Origin of the sequence: Ferrovibrio terrae, from assembly GCF_007197755.1 — a bacterium.
Taxonomy (GTDB): domain Bacteria; phylum Pseudomonadota; class Alphaproteobacteria; order Ferrovibrionales; family Ferrovibrionaceae; genus Ferrovibrio; species Ferrovibrio terrae.
On sequence record NZ_CP041636.1, the window covers coordinates 3,599,168 to 3,613,560 of the forward strand.

General features: G+C 63.0%; 11 protein-coding genes. 3 read left to right on the top strand and 8 right to left on the bottom strand.

Features of this window, described 5'->3' with window-relative positions; genetic code table 11:
• Position 1: 1 nt before the first annotated feature.
• Together FNB15_RS17620 and FNB15_RS17625 are read left to right on the top strand one after the other, a co-directional pair.
• The gene (locus FNB15_RS17620; RefSeq protein WP_246068722.1) at positions 2–1,570 is read left to right on the top strand and encodes a DHA2 family efflux MFS transporter permease subunit; all 1,569 of its coding nucleotides are present in this window, start codon (positions 2–4) and stop codon (positions 1,568–1,570) included.
• Positions 1,571–1,575: 5 nt separating this feature from the next.
• Entirely contained in the window at positions 1,576–2,187 is a 612-nt protein-coding gene (locus tag FNB15_RS17625) for a TetR/AcrR family transcriptional regulator (protein ID WP_246068872.1), read from the top strand.
• Here the strand turns inward: FNB15_RS17625 and pepN are convergent.
• Both pepN and dnaE read right to left on the bottom strand, forming a co-directional pair.
• On the bottom strand, positions 2,184–4,805 hold the full coding sequence (pepN, locus tag FNB15_RS17630; protein WP_144257975.1) for an aminopeptidase N: 2,622 nt from the start codon (positions 4,803–4,805) through the stop codon (positions 2,184–2,186). The genes FNB15_RS17625 and pepN overlap by 4 nt on opposite strands.
• Positions 4,806–4,814: 9 nt before the next feature.
• On the bottom strand, positions 4,815–8,282 hold the full coding sequence (dnaE, locus tag FNB15_RS17635; protein WP_144257976.1) for a DNA polymerase III subunit alpha: 3,468 nt from the start codon (positions 8,280–8,282) through the stop codon (positions 4,815–4,817).
• A gap of 638 nt (positions 8,283–8,920) precedes the next feature.
• Here dnaE and FNB15_RS17640 point away from each other — a divergent pair.
• Positions 8,921–9,457, top strand: a complete 537-nt coding sequence (locus FNB15_RS17640) for a GNAT family N-acetyltransferase (RefSeq protein ID WP_144257977.1) — start codon at positions 8,921–8,923, stop codon at positions 9,455–9,457.
• A 48-nt stretch (positions 9,458–9,505) separates the two neighbouring features.
• Here FNB15_RS17640 and FNB15_RS17645 read toward each other — a convergent pair whose 3' ends face one another.
• The 6 genes from FNB15_RS17645 to mce all read right to left on the bottom strand — a co-directional run bounded on the left by FNB15_RS17645 (position 9,506) and on the right by mce (position 14,370).
• Positions 9,506–10,186, bottom strand: coding sequence for an ABC transporter ATP-binding protein (locus FNB15_RS17645; protein ID WP_144257978.1), 681 nt, complete (start codon positions 10,184–10,186; stop codon positions 9,506–9,508).
• Between the two features lie 7 nt (positions 10,187–10,193).
• Positions 10,194–11,447, bottom strand: a complete 1,254-nt coding sequence (locus tag FNB15_RS17650; protein ID WP_144257979.1) for a lipoprotein-releasing ABC transporter permease subunit — start codon at positions 11,445–11,447, stop codon at positions 10,194–10,196.
• A 12-nt stretch (positions 11,448–11,459) separates the two neighbouring features.
• Positions 11,460–12,785 carry a proline--tRNA ligase gene (proS, locus tag FNB15_RS17655; RefSeq protein ID WP_144257980.1) on the bottom strand — a complete coding sequence of 442 codons (1,326 nt, stop codon included), beginning with the start codon at positions 12,783–12,785 and terminating at the stop codon, positions 11,460–11,462.
• 102 nt (positions 12,786–12,887) lie between these two features.
• Positions 12,888–13,409 (bottom strand): hypothetical protein, encoded by a 522-nt coding sequence (locus FNB15_RS17660; protein ID WP_144257981.1) that lies wholly within the window; start codon positions 13,407–13,409, stop codon positions 12,888–12,890.
• 277 nt (positions 13,410–13,686) lie between these two features.
• Positions 13,687–13,947, bottom strand: a complete 261-nt coding sequence (locus FNB15_RS17665) for a DUF1467 family protein (RefSeq protein WP_221932673.1) — start codon at positions 13,945–13,947, stop codon at positions 13,687–13,689.
• An 18-nt stretch (positions 13,948–13,965) separates the two neighbouring features.
• A complete protein-coding gene (mce, locus tag FNB15_RS17670; RefSeq protein WP_144257982.1) occupies positions 13,966–14,370 on the bottom strand; it encodes a methylmalonyl-CoA epimerase in 405 nt (134 codons plus the stop codon).
• Positions 14,371–14,393 lie beyond the last annotated feature (23 nt).

Sequence of the window (14,393 nt, forward strand, 5' to 3'; positions counted from 1 at the left end):
CATGGCTGCGCCCGCAATGCCGGCCGAGGGCGCCCTGCCGAAGGGCCGCATGATCGGCTACTTCGCCATGGTGCTCGGCATGTTCATGGCGATCCTGGATATCCAGATCGTGTCGTCATCGCTGACGGAAATCCAGGCGGGTCTGTCGGCGTCCGCCGACGAGATCAGCTGGGTGCAGACCTCGTATCTGATTGCCGAAGTGATCATGATCCCGTTCAGCGGCTATCTCTCGCGGCTGCTGTCGACGCGCGTGCTGTTTACCATCTCGGCCGCCAGCTTCACGCTGGCCAGCATCGGCTGCGCCATGGCGACCAATCTGGAAACCATGATCGTGCTGCGCGCCCTGCAGGGCTTCCTCGGCGGCGCGATGATCCCGACCGTGTTTGCCACCACCTACATGATCTTTCCGCGCAACAAGATGGCCGGCGCGACCGTGATCATCGGCCTGGTCGCCACGCTCGCGCCCACGATAGGCCCCACGCTGGGCGGCTACCTGACCCAGCTGTTCTCCTGGCACTGGCTGTTCCTGATCAACATCGTGCCCGGCATCGCCGTGATCGCGCTGGTCTGGAGCTTCATGGATATCGACAAGCCCGACTACTCCCTGATCAAGGGCTTCGACTATTCCGGCCTCATCGGGCTGGCGCTGTTCCTCGGCAGCCTGGAATACGTACTGGAGGAAGGCACCCGCAAGGACTGGTTCGCCGACGAGGCGATGCGCTGGTTCGCGCTCGCCAGCTTCATCGGCGCGCTCGTCTTCTTCTGGCGCAGCCTGACCTATCGCAATCCCATCGTTGACCTGAAGGCCTTCCGTAATCGCAACTTCGCCACCGGCTGTCTGTTCAGCCTGACCATTGGCGTCGGCCTCTATGGCCTGGTCTACCTGCTGCCGCTCTATCTCGGCCGCGTTCAGGGCCTCAACAGCCTGCAGATCGGCGAGATCATGTTCATCACCGGCCTGGCCCAGTTCTGCTCGGCGCCGCTGGCCGGCTTCCTCGCCCGCAAGTCGCCCGATCCGCGCCCGGTGCTGGCCTTCGGCTTTGCGCTGCTGGCCGCCAGCACCTGGATGATGAGCGGCCTGACCGGCGACTGGAAATTCGACGAGCTTCTCATTCCGCAGATCATGCGCGGCGCAGCCCTGATGTTCTGCATCGTGCCGATCAACGTGATCGCGCTCGGCACACTGCCGCAGAGCGAGCTGAAAAACGCCAGCGGGCTTTACAACCTGACACGCAATCTGGGCGGCGCGTTTGGTCTGGCCGGCATCAACACGATCATGACCGAGCGCACCAACTTCCACTGGAACCGGATGGTGGATTTCATCAATCCCGGCCGCTGGGAAGTGCAGCAGTATATCGATAGCATTGCCGGCATGTTCGGCGACCGCAGCCCGGCCGACCAGACCCAGCTGGCGATCAGAATGCTGACCAACAAGGTGCAGGGCCAGGCCTATCTGATGAGCTTCATCGATGTCTTCTTCCTGCTGAGCCTGCTGTTCGCCGCCGCGGCCGTCGCCGTGGTGCTGGCGCAGAAGCCGAAGCAGACACCCGCTCCGGGAGACGCACATTGAACAAGATGTCGCCAAAACGCGGACGTCCCGTCGATCCCGCCAAGCGCGCGGCGATCCTGGATACCGCGCGCGAGCTGTTCTTCGAGCACGGCTATGGCGTCGGGCTGGAAACCATCGCCGCCCGTGCCGGCGTCTCGCGCCAGACGATCTACAATCTGTTTGAGTCGAAGGACGATCTGTTCGCCGCCATCGTGCAGGACACTTCGGGTCCGATCACGGCGGCGCTCGCCGAACTGACACCGGATGCCACGCCCCGCGACGTGCTGACCGCACTGGGCGTCAGCTTCCTGACCAAAATACTGTCTGACCGCGCCGTGCAGTTCCAGCGCCTGCTGATCGGCTCCGCAGCCAGTTTCCCGACTCTGGGCCCGACATTTTACGCCAACGGCCCGGGCCGGGGTCTGGCGCGCCTCGCCGCCTATCTCGACCGCGAGACCAGTGCCAAACGGCTGGCAGTCAGCGATCCGGTGCTGGCCGCCGAGCAGTTCTTCGGCATGCTGATGGGCCACCGCAGCATGCGGCGCACGCTGCGCATCGACGGCGAGATGCCGGCCGAGGAAATCCGCCGCCGCGTCGATGCCGCGGTCAGCGCCTTCCTGCGCGCCTACAGTCCTTAGTTTTCCAGCGACTTCGAGGCGATCTCGTAGACATCGCGCGACAGGTTCGGCTTCGCCAGCACCCGACGCAACTCGGCTTTCATCTTTTCCTGCCGGGCCGCGTCAAACCGCCGCCAGCGCCCCAGCGGCGCGAGCAGTCTTGCCGCCACCTGCGGATTGATCGGCTCCAGTTCCAGCATGCGGTCGGCATGGAAGGCATAGCCCGAGCCATCGGCGGCGTGATAGCGCAGCGCATTGGCGGTAAACGCCCCGATCAGCGAGCGCACCTTGTTCGGCTTCTGCATCGAGAAAGCCGGATGTGTCAGCAGCGACCGTACATTCTCCAGCGTCTCGGGAAGCGTCGAGATCGCCTGCAGCATGAGCCATTTGTCCAGCACCAGCGCATCGTCGGCGAAGCGCTGGTAGAAATCGGCCAGCGCCGCCTCGCGTTCAGGGCCGGCGATGTCGACCAGCAGACGAAGGGCTGCCGCGCGGTCGGTCATGTTGTCGGCTTTTGAATACTGGTCATGGATCAGGCGGCGCAGGCCGGCGTCTTCATCGGCCTGTTCCGACAGGTACGACAAAGCCGCATTCTTCAGCGCGCGCCGGCCGGCCGAGGTTGAATCCGGGCTGTAGGTGCCGGGCGTCGTGTTGCGGCTGTAAATGTCTTCAAGCTGCTTGCGGTATGTCCGCACGATTTCCAGCCGGAGCGCGCGGCGTGCCGCATGAATGCCGTCCACATCCACCACGGCCATGCGGTCGGCGATATAGTCCTCGCTGGGCAGCGTGATGGCTTCAGCGACGAAGGCCTGCTCTAGCTTGTCGTCACGCAGTGTCAGACCGATGGCCTCAATGAAGGCCGGATCGAACGGCTTGGCCGGATTGGCGACGCGGGCGAGCAGCAGCTCGGTGGCATATTGCTGGCCGGCCTCCCAGCGCGCGAAGGCATCACTGTCATGCGCCATCAGGAAGGCCTGCGCCTCGCCCGGCTGCTTCGCTTTCACGACCACCGGCGCTGAGAAGCCACGATTAAGCGAGATCGCCTTCGGTTTGGGCACGCCCTTGAATTTGAAGGTCTGCGTCGGCGCCGTGACATTCAGCATACCGGGCCGCGGCATCGCGGCAGTATCCGCTTTCAACGCGATGTCACGACCCTGTGCATCCAGCAGGCCGATGCCGAACGGCATCTGCACCGGCTGCTTGTCGGGCTGGCCCGGCGTCGGTGGCACAACCTGCGTCACCGTCAGTTCGTAATCGCCGCTCCCGGGATCATAGCTGCCCTCGACCACCACTTCCGGCGTGCCGGCCTGGCTGTACCAGCGCTGGAACTGCGAGAGGTCAACTTTGTTGGCGTCGGCCATGGCGGCGACGAACTGGTCGCAGGTCGCGGCTTCGCCATCATGGCGCTCGACATAGAGCTTCATGCCCTTCTGGAAGCCGTCCTCACCCAGCATGGTATGGATCATGCGGATGACTTCGGAACCCTTCTCGTAGACCGTCGCCGTATAGAAATTGTCGATGGCGATGTAGCTGTCGGGCCGGATCGGATGCGCGAGAGGTCCTGCGTCTTCCGGGAACTGGCGGCCGCGCAAGAGGCGCACATCCTGGATGCGCTTGACCGGGCGCGAACGCATATCGGAGGTGAATTCCTGGTCGCGGAAGACGGTGAGGCCTTCCTTCAGGCTGAGCTGGAACCAGTCGCGGCAGGTGATGCGGTTGCCGGTCCAGTTATGGAAATACTCATGCGCCACCACCGCCTCGATGCCGGCATAGTCGGTGTCGGTGGCGGTTTCGTGGTCGGCCAGAATGTATTTGTCGTTGAAGACATTCAGGCTCTTGTTTTCCATCGCGCCCATATTGAAGTCGCTGACGGCCACAATGTTGAACAGGTCGAGGTCGTATTCCAGATCGAAGCGCGTCTCGTCCCAGCGCATCGAACGCTTCAACGCATCCATCGCGTAAGCCGTGCGCTCCACCTTGCCATGCTCGACAAAAATCCGCAGCGCCACCTTGCGGCCGCTGCGAGTGACGAATTCATCCTCGTTGACGGCAAGGTCACCGGCGACCAGCGCGAAGAGATAGCAGGGCTTCGGGAAGGGGTCGTGCCAGACGGCATAATGCCGGCCATCCGACAAACCGCCCTCTTCCACCAGATTTCCGTTCGACAGCAACACCGGGTTGGCCTTTTTGTCGCCACGAATAGTGACGCGATAGGTCGACATTACATCGGGCCGGTCGGGGAAATAGGTGATGCGGCGGAAGCCCTGCGCCTCGCATTGTGTGCAATAGACACCGCTCGACTGATACAGACCCGACAGATGCGTGTTGCCCTTCGGATTGATCCTGGTCTCGATTTCCAGCGTGAAGGCCGAGGACGGCACGGTGGCGATGGTCAGGCCGTGTTCGTCCGCCGTGTAATCGGCCGGCAACAGCTTGCGGCCATCAATGACGACCGACAGCAGTTCGATATCTTCGCCATCCAGCTTGAGTGCCGCGCCGGCGCTTTGGGGCGCAACCGCCAGCTTCGACTTGACCCGCGTCGCCTCGGGCTGCAGGTCGAATTCCAGCTCCACCGTCTCGATGCGGAAATCGGGGGCGCGATAATCCTTGCGATGGATCGCGGTCGGCTGCGCGGTCATGGAGTCACCCTAGATGTCATAAACCTCGCGCACGCCGGGCAGCACGCGGATCTGGTGGCGCGTTGCCGGGTTGATGGCGAAGGTTTCCTTCAGCTTGATATCGGCTTCGATGTCGGGCTTGCCGGCCTCGTCGATCTGCAGACCGAGCATCACCTGTCCCCTGCCCTTGCCGGCCTTGTCGAGCAGGGTGCGAATCTGCGCCAGCGGGCGGTCGTCCTCGATCAGGATCTTGATCCCGGCGGCGGCGCGCGCCGCCACGTCATCCAGCTTCTCGATCTTCTGCGCGCTGAGCCGCGGCTGCTCGCCATCGGCACGCGCCGACAGAGTCCAGACCACATTGGTGCCGGCTTCCAGCATGTCGCGGTGCTGCGCGAGGATTTCGGAGAACAACATCACCTCGTACATGCCCGAGGCGTCCGAACACTGCACGAAGGCAAAACGGTTCCCGGTCTTCTGCGAGGTACGCTCCTGCTTGGAGATCACGGTGCCGGCCAGCTTCACGATGCTTTCGCTGGCGCCGATCATTTTCAGCGCCTCGGTGTAGCGCTTCACGCCGACGCGGTTGAGCGTGGCCTGATAGGCATCGAGCGGATGCGCCGACAGATAAAAGCCGATCGCCTCGAATTCCTTGGCGAGCTGGTCCATCGGCGTCCAGATGTCGCCCTCGGGCAGCTTGGGCAGGCGCTCTTCGGTCTTGCCGCCGCCGAACAGGTTCACCTGGTTGGAATTGCGTTCCTCGGCCTTGCTCTGGGCAAAGCGGATCAGGGTTTCGAGTCCTGCGATCACCCTGGCGCGGTTCTTTTCCAGATGATCAAAAGCGCCGGCCTTGGCCAGATTTTCCAGCATGCGCTTGTTCAGCGCGGCGGGATCGACACGGCTGGCGAAGTCGAACAGCGACTTGAACGGGCCATTCTTCTCGCGCTCGGCCACGATCACCGCCATCGGCGCGGCGCCGACATTGCGCACAGCCGAAAGCGCATAGCGGATCGCGCCTTTCTCGTGCCTGTCGTATTCGACCGAGAATTCGACCAGCGACTTGTTGATATCCGGCGGCAGCAGCGTGATGCCCTGTCGCGCGCATTCCTGGCGGAAGACATTCAGCTTGTCGGTGTTGGAAATATCCAGCGTCATCGAACCGGCAATGAACTCGACCGGGTAATTGGCCTTCAGGTAGGCGGTATGCCAGGCGACCAGCGCATAGGCCGCCGCGTGGCTCTTGTTGAAACCGTAGCCGGCGAATTTCTCGACCAGTTCGAAGATGAAGGCGGCCCGCTCCGGATCGACGCCCTTGGCTTTGGCGCCGTTGACGAAGCGGTCCTTCTGCGCGTCCATCTCCGCCTTGATCTTCTTGCCCATGGCACGGCGCAGCAGATCGGCATCGCCCAGCGAATAGCCGGCCAGCACCTTGGCGATTTCCATCACCTGTTCCTGGTAGATGATGACGCCGTAGGTTTCCTCCAGCACCGGCTTGAGCCAGTCATGCAGGTAGTCGGGCTTTTCCTTGCCATGCTTACGCGCGATGTAGCTCGGGATATTTTCCATCGGACCCGGGCGATACAACGCCACGAGCGCGATGAGATCCTCGAAGGCGTCGGGCTTCATGTTGCGCAACATGTCGCGCATGCCGCTGCCTTCAAACTGGAACACGCCGACCGCATCGCCGCGTCCGAGCAGGTTGAAGGTCGGCTGGTCCGACAGGGGAATTTCCGCCAGTTCGATGTTCACGCCCCTGAGCCGGATCAGGTTGATGGCCTTTTCCAGCACGTCGAGGGTCTTGAGGCCGAGGAAGTCGAATTTCACCAGGCCGGCGGCCTCGGCGTATTTCATCGAGAACTGCGTGGCCGGCATGCTGGCATGCGGATCGCGATAGAGCGGCACCAGTTCGACCAGCGGCCGGTCGCCGATCACCACGCCGGCGGCATGCGTCGAGGCGTTGCGGTAGAGACCTTCCAGTTTCAGCGCCACGTCCATCATGCGGGCAACATTCTCGTCGCGGTCGCGTTCCTCGCGCAGACGCACCTCTTCCTTGATCGCCTGCGCCAGCGTCACCGGATTCGCCGGGTTGTTCGGGATCAGCTTGCAGATGCGGTCCACCTGCCCGAGCGGCAGCTGAAGGACGCGGCCCACATCTCGCAGGGCAGCGCGGGCCTGCAGTTTGCCGAAGGTGATGATCTGGGCGACGTTGGCGGAGCCGTATTTGTCCTGCACATAATGGATCACCTCTTCGCGGCGTTCCTGGCAGAAGTCGATATCGAAGTCGGGCATCGACACGCGTTCCGGATTTAGGAAACGTTCGAACAGCAGGCCGAAGCGCAGCGGATCGAGATCGGTAATGGTCAGCGCCCAGGCGACCACCGAACCGGCACCCGAACCGCGGCCCGGACCCACGGCAATCCCGTTGCGCTTGGACCACTGGATGAAATCGGCCACGATCAGGAAGTAGCCGGGGAATTTCATCCCGATGATCGTGTCGCATTCGAAATCGAGACGGTCGTGGTAGACCTTGGCCTTTTCCGGGTCGGTGACGCCGATCTGCTGCAAGCGCAGTTCCAGGCCCTCGCGCGCCATCCGGCGCAGCATGTCGGCCTCGCTCTCGCCGGTGCCGTCGCCAAAATTGGGCAAAATCGGCGCGCGCTCATTGGCCTTCACGGCGCAGCGGCGGGCGATCACCAGCGTGTTGTCGATCGCCTCGGGCAGGTCGGCGAACAGCACCCGCATTTCCTCGGCCGACTTGAAGCGGTGGTCGGGGGTGACGCGGCGACGGTTCTGCTCGCCCACGTAAGAGCCCTCGGCGATGCAGAGCAGCGCGTCATGCGCCACATACATGTCCTCGTCGGGGAAGTAGCAGTCGTTGGTGGCGACCAGCGGCAGGTTGAGCTCATAGGCCAGGTCGAGCAGGCCGGGCTCGCTCTTGGCTTCCGAGGCCCAGCCATGGCGCTGCAGCTCCACATAGGTCCGGCCGGGGAAGATACCGGCCAAAGTCTTGAGCTGCTCGCGGGCGGCGTCGATCTGGCCGTCCAGCACCAGCCGGGCGATTGGTCCGCTGGGACCTCCTGTCAGGCAGATCACGCCCTCGGCGCAGGCTTCCAGGTCGGCCCACTGGATCTGGGCCACCTCGCCCGGCGGCGGCTCCAGATAGGCCTTGGTTGAGAGCTTCATCAGGTTGGCGTAGCCGGCCTCGGTCTGGGCCAGCAGCACGACCTTGTCCGGGTCCGGCTTTTTCAGGTTGCGGGCGCTGGGCTGAGCCAGGTCGGCACGGGCCAGGCTGAGCTGGCAGCCGAGGATCGGCTGGATGCCCTTGCCGGCCATCTCCTTGGAGAATTCCAGGGCGCCGAACAGGTTGTTGGTGTCGGTGATCGCCACCGCCGGCATGCGGTACCGCTGGCAAAGGTCGCCCAGCTTACCGACCCGGATCGCGCCCTCGGTCAGCGAATAGGCGGTATGAACCCGGAGATGGACGAAATCGGCGTGGCTCATGCGACCTTCGTTTCAGCGAATCAGGCGGCGGATTTTCGAGTCCCGTTCACGGTCTACGATACGCGACCTAGGGCCGCAAAACCAGAACGCAAGGAATCCGAATCCCAGACTGGGTGTGGCAGAATTGTGTTGATTCCCAATATCTTGTGGATAAGTGGTGCTCCGGAGGGCTATGCCGGAGAACGTTCGCGGACGAATCCCAGATACGGGAGAACGGAGCGGCAAAGACGTCTAACTCTTGCGAAAGCCCATGTCGGGAGCAGTTGAGGCGCCGCTGCAAATTCTAACTTTTAGGGTTATATAAAAACAGTAAGTCATTATTTTCAATATAATAAGTACAAATATAAATTCCACTGCGTGTTTCAGCACATCGCCGCCGGGACTGCCGTTGTGCCGGGAACACGTCGAGACAGTTTTTCGACTATATTCGTGGTAATAATCAATTATTTGAAATACTTATAATTCATTATTGATGTGATATTTTAGCTTATTCCGCCGTATATTCGCTAATCCACTCCCTATTCCGGCTTATTTCTGCTTAATTTCTGTTTATCCTGCTTTCGCAATATGTTAGCCGGTACTATCGCCCGATCAGGCAGACATAATGCACGGCCCGATCCAGACAAGAGCATGTTCTCATGACCCAGCTCGAAACCGCCCGCCTGATCCTGCGGCCGCCGGAACGTGAAGATTACGAACCCTGGCTCGCCTTCGGGGCCGACGAGGAGGTCATGCGTCATCTGGGCGGCGTGATGCCGCCGGCCCTAGTCTGGCGCTCGATCTGCCTCATGACCGGCGCCTGGGCCATCGACGGCTTCTCGATGTTCTCGGTGATCGAGAAGTCGACCGGGCGCTGGATTGGCCGGCTGGGTCCCTGGCTGCCGGCCGAATGGCCCGGCACCGAAGTGGGCTGGAGCCTGACGCGCGACGCCTGGGGCAAGGGCTACGCCACCGAGGGCGCGACGGCGGCCATCGACTGGGCCTTCGACCATCTGGGCTGGACCGAGGTGATCCACTGCATCGCGCCGGAGAACGCTGCCTCGCAGGCGGTGGCGAAGCGGCTCGGCTCGAGCTACCTGCGCGAGGGACGGCTGCCCGCCCCGATCAATGCCACCACCCACCTCTGGGGCCAGACCAGGGAACAGTGGCGGGCGCGGCGTAGCATCGCTCAATAAATATTCGTCATGCCCTGGCTTGTCCCGGCCATGACGGCTATTCGTGGCTTACGCCGCCTGCAGCTTGCCTTCGTGCAGGGTCACGACCCGGTCCATGCGCCGGGCGAGATCTAGATTGTGGGTGGCGATCAGCGCGCCGATGCCACTGTTGCGCACCAGAGAGGTCATCTCGCCGAACACGATCTCGGCGGTCTTCTCATCCAGATTGCCGGTCGGCTCGTCCGCCAGCAGCAGGTCGGGCTTGCCGACCACCGCGCGGGCAATCGCCACACGCTGCTGCTCGCCGCCCGACAGCCGCGCCGGGCGATGATCAAGGCGATGGCCGAGGCCGAGATGCTTTAGCAGGTCGCCGGCGGTCTGCGCTGCGGCCCCCGCCCCCTGCCCGCGCACGCGCAGCGGCATGGCGGCATTTTCCAGGGCCGAGAATTCCGGCAGCAGGTGGTGATACTGATAGACGAAGCCGAGCCGCTCGCGGCGCACCAGCGTGCGTTCGGCATCGTTCATGCTGCTGCAATCCTGGCCGCCGATCACGATGCGACCGGACGACGGCTGCTCCAGCAGGCCGGCGATATGCAGCAGGGTGGATTTGCCCGAGCCCGAGGGGCCGAGCAGCGCGACGATCTCGCCGCGCGACACAGTGAGATCGACGCCGCGCAGCACGTCGACATTGACGCCACCCTGGCTGAAGGTGCGCTGGACGTTGTCGAGAACGAGGACGGCCTCACTCATAACGCCGTTACTCATAACGCAGCGCCTCCACCGGATCGAGGCGTGCGGCACGCCAGCTCGGATAGAGCGTGGCCAGCAGGGTCAGGATCAGGCCCATCGCCACGACATAGACGACTTCGGTGCTGTCGACCTTGGCCGGCAGCTGCGACAGGAAATAGATTTCGGCCGGGAACAGCTGCCAGCCGGTCATCGCCTGCAGGGCCTGCCGGATGCTTTCGATATTGAGACAGAAGGCCAGCCCGAGCGCGAAGCCCGAGGCCGTGCCGAGCACGCCGATGCTGGCCCCGGCGATGACGAAGACGCGCATCACGGTGCCGCGCGCCGTGCCCATGGTGCGAAGGATGGCGATGTCGCGGGTCTTGTCCTTCACCAGCATGATCATGCTGGAAATGATGTTGAAGGCGGCCACCACGATGATCAGCGTCAGGATCAGGAACATGACATTGCGCTCGACCTGCAGCGCGCTGACGAACTGGGCGTTCGCCTGCTGCCAGTCATACATGCGGTAGCTGGGTCCGAGCCGCTGGCTGATCATGCGGGCGGCTTCGCGCGCCTTGTCCGGTTCGACCAGCCGCACTTCCACGGCCGAGGCCTGGTTCTGCAGGCGGAAATAGATCTGGGCGGCTTCAAACGGCAGATAGACGAAGGCGCTGTCATACTCGAACATGCCGACATCGAAGACCGCGACAACGTTGTAGCGCACCGAGCGCGGCACGCTGCCGAAGGGCGTGGCATTGGTCTGCGGCGAGATCATGCTGATCTGGTCGCCGACCCGCAGGCCCAGCTTGCGTGCCAGACGATGGCCGATCACGGCGCCATCGTCGCCCTGGAAATCACGCAGGCTGCCCTCGCGGATACCCTTGGCGATGGCGCTCTCTTTCGCAAGGTCTTCCGGCCGCACGCCGCGGATCATCACGCCCGAGGCACCGCGGTCGGTGGTGGCCATCACCTGGCCCTCGATGATCGGCACCGCCGTCACCACGCCGGGCAGCTTGCCCACCGCATCAGCCACGAACTGGAAATCGCGGATCACCGGCGCGGCATCGGACTGGATGGTCAGATGACCGTTCAGGCCGAGGATGCGGCCGACCAGTTCGGCGCGGAAGCCGTTCATCACGCTCATCACAATGATCAGGGTCGCAACCCCCAGCATGATGCCGAGGAAGCTGAACACCGCGATCACGGAGATGAACCCCTCCTGCCGCCGCGCCCGTAAATACCGCAGGGCGAGCATCCATTCGAAACGCGAGAAGAAGGGCATGGTTTTCCTAAATCAGACCTTGGCTGCAGAGAGCTTGTTAAGCGCCGCTTCGACGGAAAGTTCCTCTTTCTCGCCGGTTTTGCGGTTCTTGATCTCGACCACGCCGCTCTTCAGGCCGCGCGGGCCGACCGTGACCTGCCAGGGCAGGCCGATCAGGTCCATGGTGGCGAACTTGGCGCCGGCGCGCTCGTCGCGATCATCCAGCAGCACGTCCAGTCCGGCCGCCTTCAGCTTGCCGTAGAGGTCGTCGCTGGCCTTGTCGCAGTCGGCATCGCCAACCTTGAGGTTGATCAGACCGACATGGAAGGGCGCGACGCTCATCGGCCAGATGATGCCGTTGTCGTCATGACTGGCCTCGATGATCGCGCCGACCAGACGCGACACGCCGATGCCGTAGGAGCCCATCTCGAGCGTGATCTGCTCGCCGCCTGGACCGGAGACCACCGCGCCCATCGGCTTGGAATACTTGGTGCCGAAATAGAAGATATGGCCGACCTCGATACCGCGGGCCGCCACCTGGCGTTCCTGGGGGAGTGCATCGAACCGCGCCGTGTCGTGCTTTTCGTCGGTGGCCGCATAGGGCGAGGTCCAACTGTCGACGATGGGCTGCAGGTCGGCGTTATAGTCCACGCCCTCGCCCAGCACATCGCGCTCGATCAGCGCCTTGTCGCAGAACACGCCGCTTTCGCCGGTCTCGGCCAGCACGATGAACTCGTGGCTCAGGTCGCCGCCAATCGGCCCGGTATCGGCCTGCATCGGGATCGCCTTCAGGCCCATGCGCGCGTAAGTGCGCAGGTAGGCGACGAACATGCGGTTATACGAGCGACGTGCCGCGGCCTGGTCGAGATCGAAGGAATAGGCATCCTTCATCAGGAATTCGCGGCCACGCATGACGCCAAAGCGCGGACGCACCTCGTCGCGGAATTTCCACTGGATGTGGTAGAGGATCTTCGGCAGGTCGCGGTAGCTCTTCCACTCGTTCGCCACGATGTCGGTGAGCATTTCCTCGTTGGTCGGACCGTACAGCAAAGGCCGCTCGTGGCGGTCGGTGATGCGCAGCATCTCCTTGCCGTAATCCTCGTAACGGCCGCTCTTCTGCCACAGCTCGGCCGACTGGATGGTCGGCATCAGCATTTCCTGCGCGCCGGCATTGTCCTGCTCCTCGCGCACGATCTGCTCAATCTTCTTCAGCACGCGATGGCCCAGCGGCAGCCAGCTGTAGATGCCGGCGGCATTCTGCCGGACCATGCCGGCCCGCAGCATCAACCGGTGGCTGACGATCTGGGCCTCGGAGGGGTTTTCCTTCAGAACGGGCAGGAAGTAGCTGCTGAGCCGCATATTGTGGGATTTCCTGAATTTATCGTGCGGTGATGGCGGGGTAATGGGGCGTTTTTAAGGCCCTGCTCCCTCAGTCGCAATGGCCCGGGAGTTGTGGAGGCGTCAGCGCTTTGGCTGGCCGGCCCTGGCCAGATAGTCGCGGCAGGCGACGGCCACGGCATCCTCGGTCTGCGGCTGCAGCGGCTGGCCGTTGAAGGCGAGCTTGCCGCTCATCGGATCGATGGCCAGCGTGGCGATCGCCAGACCGGATTCGCGCTTCATATCCGTGGGCACCTGCGACAGGCCAGGCAGGCCCGACAGCGGCATGGTGAGCGGCAGCTGGATCATGCCGTCGAGCGGCAGCGGATTGCTGCCCGGCAGATCGGCCGGGGCAATCGGGCGGCCCTGGGAGTCGACGTCGCGGCCGGGCTGGTAATTCACATCCGGCGCGGGCTGATGCGGCACCAGGATATTCTGCCGGGCCAGCAGGCGACGGCATTCCTGGGCATCCAGTGCCACGACCACAGGGAGGGCCGAGTCGGGGGCATTTTGCGGAGGTTTGGCCGGCTGGGAGGCAGTCTGTGCCGGAACTGCCGCAGGTAGCAGCAGCAGACCGAGCAGCAGGGTGGTCGGAATCCGGAGCATTTTCCCAGCATGCAGCGGCATTGTTACGATTCTCTTATGAGGCCATAACTTTTTGGATGACAACGCTTTCATCATTCGGTATAGAAATTACGCAACCGCTTGGTAACAGGCGGCCCAAGTCTGGGGAGGCTTAAACTTACCCGTGCGAGACGGGGTACGGAGCGAGGCATGTCCTTGCTCCTTTTCTTTTTGTGGCTACCCCCAGTAAAAATTACCCCTATAAGTAGAGACAATTTTCGCCCGTTCAGGGTGAAGCCCTTTTTGAGGGCAGCTCAGATCAGCCGCGGCCCAGCAGGCCCGGCACGTTGAGCAGGTCGTAAGTGCCGACCACGTAATAGATCCCGAAAATCACGCTGCTGATGCCAAAGCAGAGCAAGAATTTGAAGCCCAGCCGCGGATTGCTCGGGGCGGAATCGGCCTGTCCGGGCAGCTTCTCCTCGCCGGCCTCATCGGCCGTCTTCACGCCGATCGGCAGCACGCAGAACAGGATGACCATATAGATCATCATGAAGGCGACGAGATTGTTGTACCAGGTCACGCAAACTGCTCCGGGACGTCAGACCTGTTCGATCTCGACCAGCGTGCCGGCGAAATCCTTCGGATGCAGGAACAGCACGGGCTTGCCATGCGCGCCGATCTTCGGCTCGCCGTCGCCCAGCACACGCGCACCCTGCTGTTTCAGCTTGTCGCGTGCAGCAATGATGTCTTCGACCTCGTAGCAGACATGATGCATGCCGCCCGACGGGTTGTTGGCGAGGAACTTGGCAATGGTCGAGCCCTCACCCAGCGGATGCAGCAGCTCGATCTTGGTGTTGGGCAGCTCGACGAAGACGACCGTGACGCCGTGATCGGGCTGCGCCAGCGGCGCTGACACCTTGGCGCCGAGCGTATCGGCATACATGGCGGCAGCGGCGGCGAGGTCGGGGACCGCGATGGCAACGTGGTTGAGGCGACCGATCATGGACGGGATTCCCTGCTGGCGTT

Coding starts and splice junctions, on each gene's coding strand:
- mce (WP_144257982.1), bottom strand. CDS start 14,370: ATGATCGGTCGCCTCAACCACGTTGCCATCGCGGTCCCCGACCTCGCC.
- FNB15_RS17640 (WP_144257977.1), top strand. CDS start 8,921: ATGACCCAGCTCGAAACCGCCCGCCTGATCCTGCGGCCGCCGGAACGT.
- proS (WP_144257980.1), bottom strand. CDS start 12,785: ATGCGGCTCAGCAGCTACTTCCTGCCCGTTCTGAAGGAAAACCCCTCC.
- FNB15_RS17660 (WP_144257981.1), bottom strand. CDS start 13,409: ATGCTCCGGATTCCGACCACCCTGCTGCTCGGTCTGCTGCTGCTACCT.
- FNB15_RS17650 (WP_144257979.1), bottom strand. CDS start 11,447: ATGCCCTTCTTCTCGCGTTTCGAATGGATGCTCGCCCTGCGGTATTTA.
- FNB15_RS17620 (WP_246068722.1), top strand. CDS start 2: ATGGCTGCGCCCGCAATGCCGGCCGAGGGCGCCCTGCCGAAGGGCCGC.
- pepN (WP_144257975.1), bottom strand. CDS start 4,805: ATGACCGCGCAGCCGACCGCGATCCATCGCAAGGATTATCGCGCCCCC.
- FNB15_RS17645 (WP_144257978.1), bottom strand. CDS start 10,186: ATGAGTGAGGCCGTCCTCGTTCTCGACAACGTCCAGCGCACCTTCAGC.
- dnaE (WP_144257976.1), bottom strand. CDS start 8,282: ATGAGCCACGCCGATTTCGTCCATCTCCGGGTTCATACCGCCTATTCG.
- FNB15_RS17625 (WP_246068872.1), top strand. CDS start 1,576: ATGTCGCCAAAACGCGGACGTCCCGTCGATCCCGCCAAGCGCGCGGCG.